Below are 15716 nucleotides of genomic sequence, written 5' to 3'. Positions count from 1 at the left end.
TCGACAAGGAGACCCCAGCCATGCCAACCCTCGAATTCTTCCAGCAGTCCCCCACATTGGGCTATGCCCTGCTGTTCGGCCCCGGCATCGTCCTGCTGCTGATCGCACTGGTCGTCCGCGGCGCCATCAAGACCACCCACAACTTCGTCATCTCGGGTCGCCTGCTGGGCTTCGGCTTCGGGGTGGCCTCGCTGATCTCGGTGTGGACCTGGTCGATGGCGGTGATGCTGTCCTCGGCACAGGCCTACACGTGGGGCACCTCCGGGCTGATCTGGTTCATCGTGCCCAACGGCCTCGCGGTGATCATCATGGTGCCGTTCGGGCTCAAGGTGCGCCAGAAGATGCCCGCCGGCTACACCCTCGCCGAGTTCATCAGGGCCCGCTTCCAGACCGGCATCAGCAGCGTGGCCACTCTGGTGTTCCTGATCGGAGCGCTCCTGGGCGTCATCATGATCAACCTGGCCGGCCTGGTCCTGGTGATGCACACCGTCTTCGGGCTCACCCCGATCAGCATCGTCATCACCGGCATCATCGTCGTCACCGCATACTCCTACTTCGGTGGCCTGACCACCTCGGCGGTCACCGGCACGGTCAACACGCTGCTGCTCGGGGTCGGCTCCTCGGTGGTCGTGCTCTACGCCTTGGCCAAGGCCGGCGGTGCGGACCTGGTGTTCACCGAGGTGCAGGCCAAGGGTGGCGACTACCTCAACCCGCTCGACCCCGTCACCGCGGCGAGCTTCGGCCTCGCGCTGGCGCTCGGCCTGCTGACCAACGTGATCGCCGATCAGTCGTTCTGGCAACGGGTCTGGGCGATCCGGCCACGCGACCTGGGCCGCAGTTTCCTGTGGGCGGGCATCTGGTTCTATCCCATTCCGCTGGCGCTGGGCCTGCTCGGCTTCATCGGACTGGCCGCCGGTGTGACGCTGGACGACCTGGGTGCGTTGGGCGCCGGTTCGGTCGGTCCGTATGTGATCGCCAGTCTCGGCCTGCCGGTCATCATCATCGGCCTCTACACCCTGGTGGTGGTCAACGCCTGCTTCGCGGCGATCGACGGCGCGCTGTCGGGGGTCACCTCGCTGGTGGCCGTCGACATCGTGCACCGCTACTGGCCGCGGGTATCCGAACGCACCCTGTTCGCCATCACCAAGACGAGCATGATCGTGGCGGCCGCGATCGCCGGCGGCCTCGTGCTGACCGGCATCGACTACGTCAATCTCGTTACCACGGTGTACTTCTACGGAACCAGCCTGCTCATCCCGGTCACCCTGAGCATCTTCTGGTCGCGGATGACGGGGCAGGGGTACGTCGCCGGGGTGCTAGCGGGCATCCTGGCCGGCGGGCCCCTGCGCGAGACGCTGGGCCCCACCTACGGTCCACTGTTCGGAATCATCGGCCTGATCGTGGCGTCCGCGGTGGTGTCGGTGGCGGTCAGCCTGCGTCAGAACGTGCGGTTCGACTTCGACAGCCTGGCCGCGGGCAAGCCGGTCCTGCTGGAGCGCCAACCCGCGCCCGTCGCCGAACCCGCAGGCCAGCAATAGCATCTCCAAACAGGAAGGCATCACCATGCTTCTCTCTTCCATCGTCGCCGCCATCGGCGTCGTGCTCGCCATCACCTATCTGGCCCTCGGCACGGTCAGCTTCCTTCGGATCCGCCGGGAGTTGTCGCTGGGCAACCCCGTTGCCACCGCGTTCGAAGCGCAGGACGGTGATTCCGCCGAGGAGGTCTCGGTGGTGCCCGGCTTCGGCTGGAAGGCGTCGATCGCCGTGGCGACATCGTTTGTCCTGCTGGTCGTCGCCTCGTTCAGCGGCCAGTTCTGGTACGTCCTGGCCGTCAGCGGGCTGGGCACCGCGGTCGCGGTGATCGTGGCGTTCGTCCTGGAACTGCGCAGCGATCGACTCCGGACGCTGGTGCCATGACCAAGACGAAGATGCACCTGCTGGGCTTCGTCCAGCACGGGGTGATGAACCACGCGTCGACGATGTGGGCGCACCCGCGCGACAAAGTCGGCTACCAATGGTCGCGTCCGGAGTACTGGCGCGATCTGGGCCGCACCATGGAACGCGGGCTGTTCGACGCGATGTTCATCGCCGACGAACTCGCGCCCTACACCACCTACAAGGGCAGTTCGGATCCGGTGGTCAAGTACGCGGGCCAGTGCCCGGTACACGAACCCGCCACGCTGGTGCCGCTTGTCGGGGCGTTCACCAAGCACCTCGGCATCGGTATCACCCTGTCGACTTCCTTTGTGCCGCCGTACATGATGGCCCGCCACCTGTCCACGCTCGATCATCTGACCAATGGTCGGGTGGGCTGGAACATCGTCACCTCCTACTCCAAGAGCGAGTTCCAAGCGATGGGCAGGGAGAACCTCACGCCGCGGGACAAACGCTACGAGGTGGTCGAGGAGTACATGCAGCTGTGCTATCAGTTGTGGGATTCCTGGGACGACGACGCGATCGTCTACGACCGCGAGGCGGGGGTGTTCGCCGACCCGGCCAAGGTGCGCGAGGTCGACTTCCGCGGTGAGTTCTTCCGGTCCAAGGGGCGTCACTTCGTCGCGCCGTCCCCGCAGCGCCGCCCGGTGCTGTGGCAGGCCGGCTCGTCCGAGCAGGGCCGTGAGTTCGCGGCCAAGCACGCCGAATCGGTGTTCGGGATCTTTCCGACGCCCAAGAGCATGCGCGCGTATGCCGAGGACATCCGCACGCGGGCAGACGATTTCGGACGCGACCCCGGGTCGGTGAAGTTGATCTACGGCCTGCAGACGGTCATCGATCGCGACAAGTCCCGCGCCAACGATCGCTATGCGGAGTTCGTGGAGAAGGTACAAATCGAAAGCGCGCTCGGAATCCTGTCCGGCCACACCGGTTTCGATTTCTCCACGTTGGGTCTCGACGACAACGTCGTCGATGCCGACGTCCAGGGCATCCGCGGCCTGTTCGACGCGATCCTGGAGGCCAAGGACGGCGCCCCGGTGACCGTGCGGGAGGCCGCGCAGATCTACGGAGTCTCGATGGGCGCGCCCGTCGCGGTCGGCACACCGTCGGAGGTGGCCGACCAGATGGAGCAGTACATCGACGAGGGTGGCTGCAATGGCTTCATGATGTTGGCCACCGACACCCCGGGATGCTTCAACGACATCACCGAACTGCTGGTGCCCGAACTTCAACGCCGCGGCCGCTACCGCACCCGGTACCCCGGCACCACGCTGCGCGAGAGCCTTCAGGAGTACTGACCGTGGAGGCCGGCGGCCCTGTGCTGCCTGGCGCTCGCGTCAATTTCGCGGAAATTCGACCGTGGGCCGCGGTAATCTCTGGCGACCACACGGTGATCGAGGACCAGGGGCGCGATGGCGACGGAATTCACGGGCAAGATCGAACTGGACATCCGCGACTCCGAACCCGACTGGGGTCCCTACGCCGCGCCGACCGCCCCGGAGGGCGCCCCCAACATCCTCTACCTGGTGTGGGACGACGTCGGCATCGCGACCTGGGACTGCTTCGGCGGTCTGGTGCAGATGCCCGCGATGGGCCGCATCGTGGACCGCGGGGTGCGGTTGTCCCAGTTCCACACCACCGCGCTGTGTTCTCCGACGCGCGCGTCGTTGCTGACCGGGCGCAACCCCACCACCGTGGGCATGGCCACCATCGAGGAGTTCACCGACGGCTTCCCCGGCTTCAACGGCCGCATTCCCTTGGACACGGCCCTGCTCTCGGAGGTGCTCGCCGAACGCGGCTACAACACCTACTGCGTCGGCAAGTGGCATCTCACTCCGCTGGAGGAGTCGAATCTGGCGTCCACCAAACGACATTGGCCGCTGTCGCGGGGATTCGAACGGTTCTACGGCTTCATGGGCGGTGAGACCGACCAGTGGTATCCGGAACTCGTCTACGACAACCACCCCGTCGCGCCGCCGGCAACGCCCGAGGACGGCTATCACCTGTCGAAGGACCTCGCGGACAAGACGATCGAGTTCATTCGCGACGCGAAGGTGATCGCCCCGGACAAACCGTGGTTCACCTACCTTTGCCCCGGCGCCGGCCATGCGCCCCACCACGTCTTCAAGGAGTGGGCCGATCGGTACGCGGGCAGGTTCGACATGGGCTACGAGCGCTATCGCGAGATCGTGCTGGAGAACCAGAAGAGGATGGGTCTGGTGCCGCCCGACACCGAACTGTCGCCGGTCAATCCGTACCGAGACGTCACGGGGCCCGACGGCCAACCGTGGCCGGAGCAGGACACGGTGCGACCGTGGGACTCGTTGACCGACGACGAGAAGCGGCTGTTCGCCCGGATGGCCGAGGTGTTCGCGGGCTTCCAGAGCTACACCGACGCCCAGATCGGCCGCGTGCTGGACTATTTGGAGGAGTCCGGCCAACTGGACAACACGCTGGTGGTGGTCATCTCCGACAACGGCGCCAGCGGCGAAGGTGGGCCGAACGGTTCGGTTAACGAGGTCAAGTTCTTCAACGGCTATATCGACACCGTCGAGGACAGCATGCGCCACATCGACGACCTCGGCGGCCCGGAAACCTACAACCACTACCCGATCGGGTGGGCGATGGCGTTCAACACGCCGTACAAGTTGTTCAAGCGCTACGCGTCGCACGAGGGAGGCATCGCCGACCCCGCGATCATCTCCTGGCCCGACGGCATCGCCGCCCACGGTGAGGTCCGCGACAACTACATCAATGTCTGCGACGTGACCCCGACGGTGTACGAACTGCTCGGCATGACCCCGCCCGACACCGTCCGGGGAATACCCCAGAAACCGCTGGACGGGGTGAGTTTCAAAGCCGCACTGGATGATCCGACAGCCGTCACCGGAAAGCAGACGCAGTTCTATACGATGCTGGGCACCCGCGGCATCTGGAACGACGGCTGGTTCGCCAACACCGTGCACGCCGCGTCGCCGTCGGGTTGGTCGAACTTCGACAAGGACCGCTGGGAGCTGTTCCACCTCGAGGCCGACCGCAGCCAGTGTCACGACCTGGCCGCCGAGCACCCGGACAGGCTCGAGGAACTCGAGGCGTTGTGGTTCCGCGAGGCCGAGAAGTACAACGGGTTGCCGCTGGGCGACCTCGACGTGCTCGAGACGTTGTCGCGATGGCGACCACACCTGTCGGGCACCCGCGAGTCGTTCACCTATTACCCCGGCACGGCCGATCTCGGCGCGGGCGCCGCGGTGGAGATCGGGGGCCGCTCGTTCGCGGTGATCGCCGAGGTGTCCGTCGATGCGCCGGACGCGCAGGGGGTGCTGATCAAACACGGCGGTGCGCACGGCGGGTACGTGTTGTTCATGCGCGACGGGCGGCTGCACTTCGTCTACAACTTCCTCGGCGAACAGGAGCAGGCACTGGCGTCGCCGGGTGCGGTGCCGCCGGGCAGGCACACGTTCGGGATGGCCTACGCGCGCACGGGCACCGCGGAGGGCAGCCCTACGCCGGTCGGGGACACCACGCTCTACATCGACGGCGTCGAGGTGGCGTCGGAATCCGGCGTCCGAACCCATCCCGGCACCTTCGGACTGGCCAGCGCCGCCCTGAGCGTCGGACGCAACTCCGGATCGCCGGTGTCGCGGACCTACACGCCGCCATTCGCGTTCAGCGGGGGCACCATCACCAAGGTGAACGTCGACGTCTCGGGTAAGGCGTACCCAGACCTGGAACGTGACTTCGCCCGTGCGTTCGCCAGAGATTGAGGCCGCGGGCCGATGAAATGGGCGTGGTGGGTCGGGGTCACGGCGTCGGTTCTGCTGAGCGCATGTGTGCGGACCGGCGACGGGGTGCCCGTCGCGGCGGACCCGAACACGGCGGGGGCGCCCGCGCCGTCGTCGCGCACCATTCCGACACCGCAGGCCGAACTGGACGAACCCGGTGTGCTGCCGACCGAGAAGACCCAGATACCGGCGCCGGGTCACACCTGCGCCACGGCGGAGCCGCCCCCGGTCGGCACCGTGGCAGCGGTCGCCGACCCCGCGGCGCCCAGGATCACCGTGGCATTGCCGACGGGCTGGGCCGTTTCCAAGGGGGAGGGTGACGTGGGGGCGCGGCTGACCGGGCCCGACGGCGCGTCGGGGGCGGTCACGATCGCGGTGACCACGCTGGACCCCGCGGCCGCGTTCAAGAAGTACGCCGACGACGCGATGGCCGCCGCGACGATGAGCACCGTCAGCGTGCTGCCCGCCGACCTGTGCGGATACAGCGGCCAGAAACTGCTCGGCACGTGGTCGGGCGGGCAGACCGTCGAGTTCGGCGACCGCCTCGCCCACATCTGGACCAACACCGACAACTATCTGGTGGCGGTGCATATAGAAGGTTCTGCAGGCTTCGAGCCGTTGACGTCGCCGCTGCTCGGCGACTTCGGCATCGAGATCCCCTGAGAAATATCCTCAAGCCCATGCTCACCGAGCTCGTCGAGGTGCCCGGAGGCGCGTTTCGCATGGGGTCGACGCGGTTCTACCCCGAGGAGGCGCCCGCGCACACCGTCACGGTCGGGCCGTTCGCGATCGAACGTCATCCAGTCACCAATGCGCAGTTCGCCGAATTCGTCGACGCCACCGGCTATCTCACCGTCGCCGAGCAGCCGCTGGATCCCGCGCTGTATCCCGGGGTCTCGCCGAGTGAGCTGGCCCCCGGGGCACTGGTGTTCCGGCCCACCGACGGCCCGGTCGACCTGCGCGACTGGCGGCAGTGGTGGCGCTGGGTCCCGGGGGCGTACTGGCGCCAACCGTTCGGCCCGGGCGTCGTCAGTTCCGCCGACCGCCCCGACCATCCGGTGGTGCAGGTGGCCTATCCCGACGCCGCCGCCTACGCGCGGTGGGCCGGGCGGCGGCTGCCCACCGAGGCCGAATGGGAGTACGCGGCGCACGGCGGTGCGGACACCACCTACCCGTGGGGTGAGGACCCCGTGCCCGGCGGCCAACTGATGGCCAACACCTGGCAGGGGTGCTTCCCGTACCGCAACGACGGGGCGCTGGGGTGGACGGGCACCTCGCCGGTGGGCACCTATCCGCCCAACGGGTACGGATTGCTCGACATGATCGGCAATGTGTGGGAGTGGACGACCACCCGGTTCGTCGGCCACCACCAGCTCGGCGGCGCGGTGAAATCCTGCTGCAGCCCGTCGCGCCCGGATCCCAGCATCAGCCAGGCCCTCAAGGGCGGCTCCCACCTGTGCGCCCCGGAGTACTGCCACCGCTACCGGCCCACCGCGCGGTCCCCGCAGTCGCAGGACACCGCGACCACGCACATCGGTTTCCGCTGCGTAGTCTCGTAACGTGGCCCTCACGGAGTGAGGCCTGGAGGCTGACCAGCGGCGATTTTGTTCCTCGCAGGTCGTCACCTAGAATCAAGCGGTTGCCTTGGGCAGACCTCGGCTCTCCGTGAGGAAAGCCCCGCGTGCCCTTCGGTGACAGCAAGACCGCGCATGTCAGGTCGGTATCTGCCATGCACACATAACCAGGTCGAGGAGATCGAGTGATTCAGCAGGAATCGCGGGTGAAGGTCGCCGACAACACGGGCGCCAGGGAAATCCTGTGCATCCGGGTTCTCGGTGGCTCGTCGCGACGCTACGCCGGCATCGGAGATGTCATCGTGGCGACCGTCAAGGAGGCCATTCCCGGCGGCAACATCAAGCGCGGCGAGATCGTCAGAGCCGTGATTGTGCGCACCGTCAAGGAACGCCGCCGCGCCGACGGCAGCTACATCAAGTTCGACGAGAACGCCGCCGTCATCATCAAGAACGACAACGATCCGCGCGGTACCCGCATCTTCGGACCCGTCGGTCGCGAGCTGCGTGAGAAGCGCTTCATGAAGATCGTCTCGCTGGCTCCGGAGGTGTTGTAGATGAAGGTCCACAAGGGCGACACGGTGCTGGTCATCTCCGGCAAGGACAAGGGCGCCAAGGGCAAGGTGCTGGTGGCCTACCCGGCGCGCAACAAGGTGCTCGTCGAGGGCGTGAACCGGATCAAGAAGCACACCGCGGTGTCGAGCAACGAGCGCGGCGCGCAGTCCGGCGGCATCGTCACCCAGGAGGCGCCCATCCACGTCTCCAACGTGATGGTCGTCGGCTCCGACGGCAAGCCCACCCGGATCGGATATCGCCGGGACGAAGAGACCGGCAAGAAGGTCCGCATCGCCAAGACCAACGGCAAGGACATCTCATGACCACTACCGAAGGCACCGTGAAGACACTGCCGCGCCTCAAGCAGCGCTACCGCGAGGAGATCCGCGGCGCATTGCAGTCCGAGTTCGGCTACGGCAACGTCATGCAGATCCCGGGCGTGGTCAAGGTCGTGGTCAACATGGGTGTCGGTGACGCCGCCCGAGACGCCAAGCTGATCAACGGCGCGGTCAACGATCTCGCGCTGATCACCGGCCAGAAGCCGGAGATTCGCAAGGCCCGCAAGTCGATCGCCCAGTTCAAGCTGCGCGAGGGCATGCCGATCGGTGCGCGGGTCACGCTGCGCGGCGACCGGATGTGGGAGTTTCTCGACCGGCTGATCTCGATCGCACTGCCGCGTATCCGTGACTTCCGCGGGCTGAATCCCAAGCAGTTCGACGGCACCGGCAACTACACCTTCGGGCTGACCGAGCAGTCGGTGTTCCATGAGATCGACGTGGACTCCATCGACCGGCCCCGTGGCATGGACATCACCGTCGTCACCTCGGCGACGAACGACGACGAAGGACGAGCGCTGTTGCGGGCGCTGGGCTTTCCGTTCAAGGAGAACTGAGCATGGCAAAAAAGGCATTGGTCAACAAGGCCAACAAGAAGCCGAAGTTCAAGGTGCGCGGCTACACCCGTTGCAGCAAGTGCGGCCGCCCACGCGCCGTGTTCCGCAAGTTCGGCCTGTGCCGGATCTGCGTGCGCGAGATGGCGCATGCCGGCGAGCTGCCAGGCGTTCAGAAGGCCAGCTGGTGACGGCACATTCAGGACCAAACATCGGAGAAGAGTTGCGGCAGGCCCTCGTTGAGGGAACCACCGCGAGGAAGGTGAACCGGCTGTCATGACGATGACGGACCCGATCGCAGACTTCTTGACGCGTCTGCGCAACGCCAATTCGGCGTACCACGACGAGGTGACGTTGCCGCACTCGAAGCTGAAGGCCAACATCGCCGAGATCCTCAAGCGCGAGGGCTACATCGCCGACTACCGCACCGAGGATGCTCGGGTGGGCAAGTCGCTGGTGGTGCAACTGAAGTACGGCCCCAGCCGTGAGCGCAGCATCGCCGGCCTGCGCCGGGTGTCCAAGCCCGGTCTGCGGGTCTACGCGAAATCGACCAACCTGCCCCGCGTTCTCGGTGGACTGGGCGTGGCGATCATCTCCACGTCGTCGGGCCTGCGGACCGATCGGCAGGCGGCGCGAGAGGGCGTGGGTGGGGAAGTCCTCGCCTACGTCTGGTGAGGGAGATCTAGAGCTATGTCGCGAATTGGTAAGCAACCGGTCCCGGTTCCGGCCGGGGTCGACGTGACGATCGACGGCCAGAGCGTCTCGGTCAAGGGCCCCAAGGGCACCCTGGCGCTGGCGGTGGCCGAACCGATCAAGGTGGCGCGTGACGACGACGGCGCCATCGTGGTGACCCGTCCGGACGACGAGCGTCGCAGCCGCTCACTGCACGGCTTGTCGCGCACGCTGGTGGCCAACCTCGTCACCGGCGTCACCGAGGGCTACACCGTCAAGATGGAGATCCACGGCGTGGGCTACCGCGTGCAACTCAAGGGCAACAGCCTGGAGTTCTCGCTGGGATTCAGCCACCCGGTGGTCGTCCAGGCTCCCGACGGCGTGACATTCGCGGTGGAGTCGCCGACGAAGTTCTCGATCTCGGGCATTGACAAGCAGAAGGTCGGCCAGATCGCGGCCAACATCCGCCGCCTGCGCAAGAGCGATCCCTACAAGGGCAAGGGAATTCGCTATGAGGGTGAGCAGATCCGTCGCAAGGTCGGAAAGACAGGTAAGTAAGCATGGCTGCTAACACGAACGACACCGCGAAGCGCAAGACCGTGGGGCAGAACGTGTCCGAGATCCGGCGGATCTCCCGGCAGCGTCGGCATGCCCGGTTGCGCAAGAAGGTCTCGGGCACGGCAGAGGTGCCGCGCCTGATGGTCCACCGTTCTTCGCGGCACATCCACGTGCAGTTGGTCAACGACCTCAACGGCACGACGTTGGCCGCGGCCTCCTCCATCGAGGCGGATGTGCGCGCGATCGACGGCGACAAGAAGGCACACAGTGTGCGCGTCGGACAACTCATCGCCGAACGCGCGAAGGCCCAAGGTATCGAGCAGGTCGTGTTCGACCGCGGCGGGTACACCTACGGCGGCCGCATCGCCGCGCTGGCGGATGCGGCGCGCGAAGGCGGGCTGAAGTTCTGATGATGAATTACGGAAGGACTGCATGATGGCCGAGCAGGCAGGCGCCCGCGGCCCGGCGACCTCGGACGGGCGGCCCCCGCGGGGTGACCGCGAGGGCCGAGGCCGCCGTGACGACCGGGGCGGCCGTGGCCGCGACGGTGGCGACAAGAGCAACTACCTCGAGCGCGTCGTCTCGATCAACCGGGTGTCCAAGGTGGTCAAGGGTGGCCGCCGGTTCAGCTTCACGGCACTGGTGATCGTCGGCGACGGGCAGAGCATGGTCGGCGTCGGCTACGGCAAGGCCAAGGAAGTCCCGGCCGCCATCGCCAAGGGCGTCGAGGAAGCACGCAAGAACTTCTTCCGGGTTCCGCTGATCGGCGGCACCATCACCCATCCGGTGCAGGGCGAAGCCGCCGCCGGTGTGGTGATGCTGCGTCCGGCCAGCCCCGGTACCGGTGTGATCGCCGGCGGTGCCGTTCGCGCGGTGCTGGAATGCGCTGGCGTGCGCGACATTCTGGCCAAGTCGCTGGGTAGCGACAACGTGATCAACGTGGTGCACGCCACCGTTGCCGCACTCAAGATGCTGCAGCGACCCGAAGAGGTGGCGGCGCGCCGCGGGCTGCCCATCGAGGACGTGGCGCCGGCAGGCATGCTGCGGGCGAGGCGGGAAGCCGAGGCGGTTGCCGCGTCGGCCGCGCGTGAAGGATCGGCGTAACCATGGCAGAACTCAAGATCACCCAGGTGCGCAGCACCATCGGTGCGCGCTGGAAGCAGCGCGAGAGCCTGCGCACGCTGGGGCTGCGACGGATCCGGCAGTCGGTGGTTCGTGAGGACAACGCGCAGACCCGCGGACTGATCAATACAGTGCATCACCTCGTAGAGGTAGAGGAAGTTTAAGAAATGACGCCCATCAAGCTTCACGATCTGAAGCCGGCGCCCGGCTCGAAGACCGCCAAGACCCGCGTCGGTCGCGGTGAGGGCTCCAAGGGCAAGACCGCCGGCCGCGGCACCAAGGGCACCAAGGCCCGCAAGAACGTCCCGGCGACGTTCGAGGGCGGCCAGATGCCGATCCACATGCGGCTGCCGAAGCTCAAGGGCTTCCGCAACCGGTTCCGCACCTCCTATGAGGTGGTCAACGTCGGCGACATCAACAGGCTGTTCCCCGAGGGCGGCGATGTCGGCGTCGACGAACTGGTGGCAGCCGGTGCGGTGCGCAAGAAGTCGTTGGTCAAGGTGCTCGGCGACGGCAAGCTGACCGTCAAGGTCAACGTGACCGCGCACAAGTTCAGCGGCAGCGCCCGCGAGAAGATCAGCGCCGCAGGCGGCTCAGCGACCGAACTGTAGCGATTTGTGTGCGTTGTGTTGCGCTCAGCGCAACACAACGCACACAAATCACGGGTTCCACTCGAAGCAACCGACGCCCGGTACGCAGCCGCCACCGCCCCACGGGCCGCCGTGCCCGCAGATACCGCTGGCCGTGCAGCCGCCGCCACCTTGCGGGCCGCCGTGGCCGCAGGTGCCGTCGGCAGTGCATCCACCGCCGCCATCCGGGCCGGCGTGGCCGCCCTGACTGGCAGAGATCGTGATACCGGGCAGGCCCGCCGCCACGCCCGTCGCCGTGGCAGGCGCTGCGGAGATCCATGCTGCGGTCGCACCGGCCAGAAGAAGCGGAGCGACGCGCATCAACTTCGCCATCATGGCCCCTTGTCTACCACCAAGATCAGCCAGTTAAAACACCTAATTTTCAGCGAAGCCGCGGGATCCCCTCAGCTGCGGAATCGGTTCTGCAGCAAGGTGTTCGTTGTCCGGGCATCCGCATCGGTAGCGCATCGGTAGGCTCACAGGATGTTCGCATTCCTGCCCGGTCTCCCCGGTATCGACGACCTTCGCGCGCTCGGCAGGCGGGTCGACACCGCCCGCCACCGCGGGGTCCCCGACGGGTGTGTGCTCGAACTGGACCTGTTGTCGGCACCGCCGGAGACCGGCGGCTTCGACCCGCTCGCGATGATCACCAGCGGCGGCAAGCCGATGGTGCTGCGTGATGCCGTCGCCGCCATCCACCGCGCCGCAGACGATCCCCGGGTGGCCGGCCTGATCGCCCGGGTGCAGCTACCCGTCGCTTCGGCCGGGCCGGTGCAGGAGTTGCGCGCGGCGATCGCCGCGTTCAGCGACGTCAAGCCGACGGTGGCGTGGGCCGAGACCTACCCGGGCACGCTGTCGTACTACCTGGCGTCGGCGTTTCGCGAGGTGTGGATGCAGCCGTCGGGCACCGTCGGACTGGTCGGCTTCGCCACCAGCGCGCTGTTCCTGCGCGACGCGCTCGACAAAGCCGGTATCGAGGCGCAGTTCATCGCGCGTGGCGAATACAAGTCCGCGGCAAACCTTTTCACCCAGGACGGCTACACCGACGCGCACCGCGAGGCCGACACCAGGTTGATCGAGAGCCTGCACGCCCAGGTGCTGGAGGGGGTGGCGGCTTCACGTCACCTGCAGCCGTCGGACATCGACGCGCTCGCCGACAAGGCGCCGCTGCTCCGGGACGATGCGGTCACCGCGGGCTTGGTCGACCGCATCGGTTTCCGTGACGAGGCCTACGGCAGGATCGCCGAACTCGTGGGTGCGCCAGGCATTTCCGCCGAGCTTGGTGATCCGGACTCCGAGGACGCTCCGCCGCGGCTGTACCTGTCGCGGTATGCGCGCGCGACGGGGCCGCGCAGTACGCCCGTCCCGTCCATTCCCGGGCGCGCGGGCAAGCCGGCCATCGCCGTCGTCACCGTGCACGGCCCGATCGTCAGCGGGCGCGGCGGCCCCCAGTTGCTGCCGTTCGGCAATTCCAGTGCGGGCGGCGACACCATCGCCGCAGCGCTGCGTGAAGCCGCCGCCGACGACGACGTGACGGCGATCGTGCTGCGTGTGGAGAGTCCCGGCGGTTCGGTCACCGGATCGGAAACCATCTGGCACGAGGTCAGTCGGGTGCGAGACCGGGGCACGCCGGTGGTCGCCTCGATGGGCGCGGTGGCGGCCTCCGGCGGCTACTACGTGTCGATGTCGGCCGAGTCGATCGTCGCCAACCCGGGCACCATCACCGGATCGATCGGCGTGGTGACCGGCAAGCTGGTGGCGCGCGAGCTCAAGGACCGCCTCGGTGTCGGCTCCGACGCGGTGCGGACGAATCCCAACGCCGACGCCTGGTCGATCAACCAGCCGTTCACCGACGAGCAGCACGCCCACGTCGAGGCGGAGGCCGACCTGTTCTACACCGACTTCGTCGAGCGGGTCGCGGCCGGGCGCAATATGACACCCGCTGATGTCGACGCGATCGCGCGCGGCCGGGTGTGGACCGGTGCCGACGCATTCGAACGCGGCCTCGTCGACGAACTGGGCGGCCTGCGCACCGCGATCGACCGCGCGAAGGTGCTCGCCGGGCTCGCGGTCGACGACGACGTCAGGCTCGTCAGTTATCCCGGCTCGTCGCTGCTGGAAATGCTGCGGCCCAAGGCGTCGTCGCAACCCGCGGCCGCATCGGTGCCCGAGGCGGTGGGCGCGCTGGTGGGCCGCTCGGTGGCCGGGATGCTGGGCCAGGCTGAGCGGTCGCTGACCGGCGTCAGCGCGCTGTGGCTGGGGGAGCACCGCTTCTAGCGCGGCGAAACGTGCGTTAACGAGAAAAAGTGCGAGAGGGGGTCTCGTTAACGTACATCTCGCGGCCGTTACGTCTGCGAACGCAGATAGGTGTACACCGAGGCGAAGTTCTTGTTGACCTCGTCGGGAATGGGCACCGGCCCACCGAGACCCCTTGCACCCCAGACGATCTGCGCGGTCCGCTCGACCAGCGCGGTGACGTGCAGCACCTTGTCGGGCCGCGGCCCGACCGCGACCAGCCCGTGGTTGGCGATCAATGCCGCGGCGCGGCCCTCCAATGCCTTCACGGCGTTGTGGCCGACGTCGGGGGTGCCCGAGGCGGCGTAGTCGGCGCAGCGGATGTCGCCGCCGCAGTACACCGCGAACTCGTCGACGCATGCCGGTATCGACTGCCGGGCGACGGCGAACATCGTGGCCCACACCGGATGGCTGTGGATGACGCTGCCGATGTCGTCGAAGGCGTGGTAGCACGCCAGGTGCAGCGACATCTCGGTCGACGGTGACCGACCGACCGCGGCGGCCAGCACGCCGCCGTCGGGGTCGACGAGCACGAGGTCGTCGAGGGCCATGTCGCGATAGTCCACCGACGACGGGGTGATCACGATGGTGCCGTCTTCGCGCCGGGCCGAGATGTTGCCCGCCGTGCCCTCGACGAGTCCGCGCCGCAGCATGTCCTTGGCGGCGTCGAGCACCGCCTGTTCGGGGTTCTCGACGAACTTCACGAGGTCAGCACCTCCGGGTTGACGATGTGCGCGGGCCGACGTCCCGCCAGCAGCGCGTCGAGACCGTCGGCCACCATGTCCGCCTGCCGCGCCTCAGTGTCCCATGTGGCGCCGCCGATGTGGGGCGTGAGCACCACGTTCGGCAGCGTGGTCAGCGGATGGTCGACGGGCAGCATCTCGCCGACGAAGTGGTCCAGCCCCGCCGCGGCCACCGTGCCGCTGCGCAACGCGTCGACGAGCGCGTCGGTGTCGTGCAGTTGGGCGCGGGCGGTGTTGAGGAACACCACGCCGTCGCGCATCGCGGCGAATTGGTCGGCGCCGATCATGCCGACGGTCTCGTCGGTGACCGGCGCGTGCAGCGAGACGACGTCGGCCTCGGCCAGCAGCTCGTCGAGGCTGTGACGGGCCCCGTCGTGATACGGGTCATGGGCGATCACCGTCATCCCGAGGCCCTGCAACCGCCACCGCAACGCGCGGGCCACCGCGCCCAGACCCACCAGCCCCGCCGTGCGCCCGGCTACCTCCCACGCCCGGAACCGCTGGTAGGGGATGGTGCCGTCGCGGAACACCTGCCCGGCGCGGACATCGGCGTCGGCGGTCAGCACGTGGCGGGTGGCCGCGAACAACAGCGCGATGGCCATCTCGGCGACGGCGTCGGCGTTGCGGCCTGGTGTGTGCAGCACCGGGATACCGGCCGCTGTGGCGCCGGCGACGTCGACGTTGTTCGGGTCGCCGCGCGTCGACGCCACGGCCCGCAACGCTAGATCGAGCACCGGCCCGGTCACCGAATCTGCCTCCACGACAAGGATGTCCGCCTGTTCGGCACGGGCCCGTTCGGCGAGCTGCTCGGCGGTGTAGAGGCGAAGCGGGCGCTGCTCGATCCACGGGTCGTACACCACGTCGACCAGCTGCCGCAGTCTGATGAGTCCGGCACCGCGGAGCGGGGCGGTCACCAGCGCGCGAAGTCGGGTCACGAGACCACATGCTGGCGTACGGTGACGGCC

The 15716-nt window shown here is 67.6% G+C and carries 20 protein-coding genes; 17 read left to right on the top strand and 3 right to left on the bottom strand.

The window, feature by feature from the left end; genetic code table 11:
* The first annotated feature begins 20 nt into the window (after positions 1-20).
* The 16 genes from ABQE89_RS13720 to rplO all read left to right on the top strand — a co-directional run bounded on the left by ABQE89_RS13720 (position 21) and on the right by rplO (position 11695).
* A complete protein-coding gene (locus tag ABQE89_RS13720; RefSeq protein ID WP_448417361.1) occupies positions 21-1538 on the top strand; it encodes a sodium:solute symporter family protein in 1518 nt (505 codons plus the stop codon).
* Positions 1539-1563: 25 nt separating this feature from the next.
* The gene (locus ABQE89_RS13715; protein WP_448417359.1) at positions 1564-1917 is read left to right on the top strand and encodes a hypothetical protein; all 354 of its coding nucleotides are present in this window, start codon (positions 1564-1566) and stop codon (positions 1915-1917) included.
* Complete coding sequence (locus tag ABQE89_RS13710; RefSeq protein ID WP_448417357.1) at positions 1914-3233, top strand: LLM class flavin-dependent oxidoreductase; 1320 nt, start codon at positions 1914-1916, stop codon at positions 3231-3233. The genes ABQE89_RS13715 and ABQE89_RS13710 overlap by 4 nt, the downstream gene beginning before the upstream one ends.
* A 114-nt stretch (positions 3234-3347) precedes the next feature.
* Positions 3348-5699: a sulfatase-like hydrolase/transferase gene (locus ABQE89_RS13705; RefSeq protein WP_448417355.1), complete on the top strand. Its 2352-nt coding sequence runs from the start codon at positions 3348-3350 to the stop codon at positions 5697-5699.
* 12 nt (positions 5700-5711) lie between these two features.
* Positions 5712-6380: a hypothetical protein gene (locus tag ABQE89_RS13700; protein ID WP_448417353.1), complete on the top strand. Its 669-nt coding sequence runs from the start codon at positions 5712-5714 to the stop codon at positions 6378-6380.
* Positions 6381-6397: 17 nt separating this feature from the next.
* Complete coding sequence (locus ABQE89_RS13695; RefSeq protein ID WP_448417351.1) at positions 6398-7276, top strand: formylglycine-generating enzyme family protein; 879 nt, start codon at positions 6398-6400, stop codon at positions 7274-7276.
* 200 nt (positions 7277-7476) lie between these two features.
* The gene (gene rplN / locus ABQE89_RS13690) at positions 7477-7845 is read left to right on the top strand and encodes a 50S ribosomal protein L14 (protein WP_448417349.1); all 369 of its coding nucleotides are present in this window, start codon (positions 7477-7479) and stop codon (positions 7843-7845) included.
* Entirely contained in the window at positions 7846-8166 is a 321-nt protein-coding gene (gene rplX / locus ABQE89_RS13685; RefSeq protein ID WP_448417347.1) for a 50S ribosomal protein L24, read from the top strand.
* Positions 8163-8735 (top strand): 50S ribosomal protein L5, encoded by a 573-nt coding sequence (gene rplE, locus ABQE89_RS13680; protein ID WP_448417345.1) that lies wholly within the window; start codon positions 8163-8165, stop codon positions 8733-8735. Before rplX ends, rplE begins: the two co-directional genes overlap by 4 nt.
* 2 nt (positions 8736-8737) lie before the next feature.
* The gene (locus tag ABQE89_RS13675) at positions 8738-8923 is read left to right on the top strand and encodes a type Z 30S ribosomal protein S14 (protein WP_046753705.1); all 186 of its coding nucleotides are present in this window, start codon (positions 8738-8740) and stop codon (positions 8921-8923) included.
* An 85-nt stretch (positions 8924-9008) separates the two neighbouring features.
* Positions 9009-9407: a 30S ribosomal protein S8 gene (gene rpsH, locus ABQE89_RS13670; protein WP_448417343.1), complete on the top strand. Its 399-nt coding sequence runs from the start codon at positions 9009-9011 to the stop codon at positions 9405-9407.
* A gap of 15 nt (positions 9408-9422) precedes the next feature.
* Positions 9423-9962: a 50S ribosomal protein L6 gene (rplF, locus tag ABQE89_RS13665; protein ID WP_448417341.1), complete on the top strand. Its 540-nt coding sequence runs from the start codon at positions 9423-9425 to the stop codon at positions 9960-9962.
* A 2-nt stretch (positions 9963-9964) separates the two neighbouring features.
* Entirely contained in the window at positions 9965-10372 is a 408-nt protein-coding gene (rplR, locus tag ABQE89_RS13660; RefSeq protein WP_448417340.1) for a 50S ribosomal protein L18, read from the top strand.
* A gap of 22 nt (positions 10373-10394) precedes the next feature.
* A complete protein-coding gene (gene rpsE, locus ABQE89_RS13655; RefSeq protein WP_448417338.1) occupies positions 10395-11066 on the top strand; it encodes a 30S ribosomal protein S5 in 672 nt (223 codons plus the stop codon).
* Between the two features lie 2 nt (positions 11067-11068).
* Entirely contained in the window at positions 11069-11248 is a 180-nt protein-coding gene (rpmD, locus tag ABQE89_RS13650; protein ID WP_448417336.1) for a 50S ribosomal protein L30, read from the top strand.
* 3 nt (positions 11249-11251) lie between these two features.
* Positions 11252-11695: a 50S ribosomal protein L15 gene (gene rplO, locus ABQE89_RS13645; protein ID WP_448417334.1), complete on the top strand. Its 444-nt coding sequence runs from the start codon at positions 11252-11254 to the stop codon at positions 11693-11695.
* Between the two features lie 48 nt (positions 11696-11743).
* Here the strand turns inward: rplO and ABQE89_RS13640 are convergent, their stop codons facing one another.
* Positions 11744-12046, bottom strand: coding sequence for a PE-PGRS family protein (locus tag ABQE89_RS13640; RefSeq protein WP_448417332.1), 303 nt, complete (start codon positions 12044-12046; stop codon positions 11744-11746).
* 150 nt (positions 12047-12196) lie between these two features.
* On the opposite strand from ABQE89_RS13640, the gene sppA reads away from it, so the two are divergent.
* Entirely contained in the window at positions 12197-13990 is a 1794-nt protein-coding gene (gene sppA / locus ABQE89_RS13635) for a signal peptide peptidase SppA (protein WP_448417330.1), read from the top strand.
* 68 nt (positions 13991-14058) lie between these two features.
* On the opposite strand, the gene ABQE89_RS13630 is transcribed toward sppA, so the two are convergent.
* Both ABQE89_RS13630 and ABQE89_RS13625 read right to left on the bottom strand, forming a co-directional pair.
* Positions 14059-14712, bottom strand: coding sequence for an L-fuculose-phosphate aldolase (locus ABQE89_RS13630; RefSeq protein WP_448417328.1), 654 nt, complete (start codon positions 14710-14712; stop codon positions 14059-14061).
* Entirely contained in the window at positions 14709-15686 is a 978-nt protein-coding gene (locus ABQE89_RS13625) for an NAD(P)-dependent oxidoreductase (protein WP_448417326.1), read from the bottom strand. Before ABQE89_RS13625 ends, ABQE89_RS13630 begins: the two co-directional genes overlap by 4 nt.
* Between the last annotated feature and the right edge of the window lie 30 nt (positions 15687-15716).

Source organism: Mycolicibacterium sp. XJ1819 (assembly GCF_053483675.1).
The sequence above is the reverse complement of the archived record's forward strand: the minus strand, read 5'-3'. Positions and strand labels throughout refer to the sequence as shown.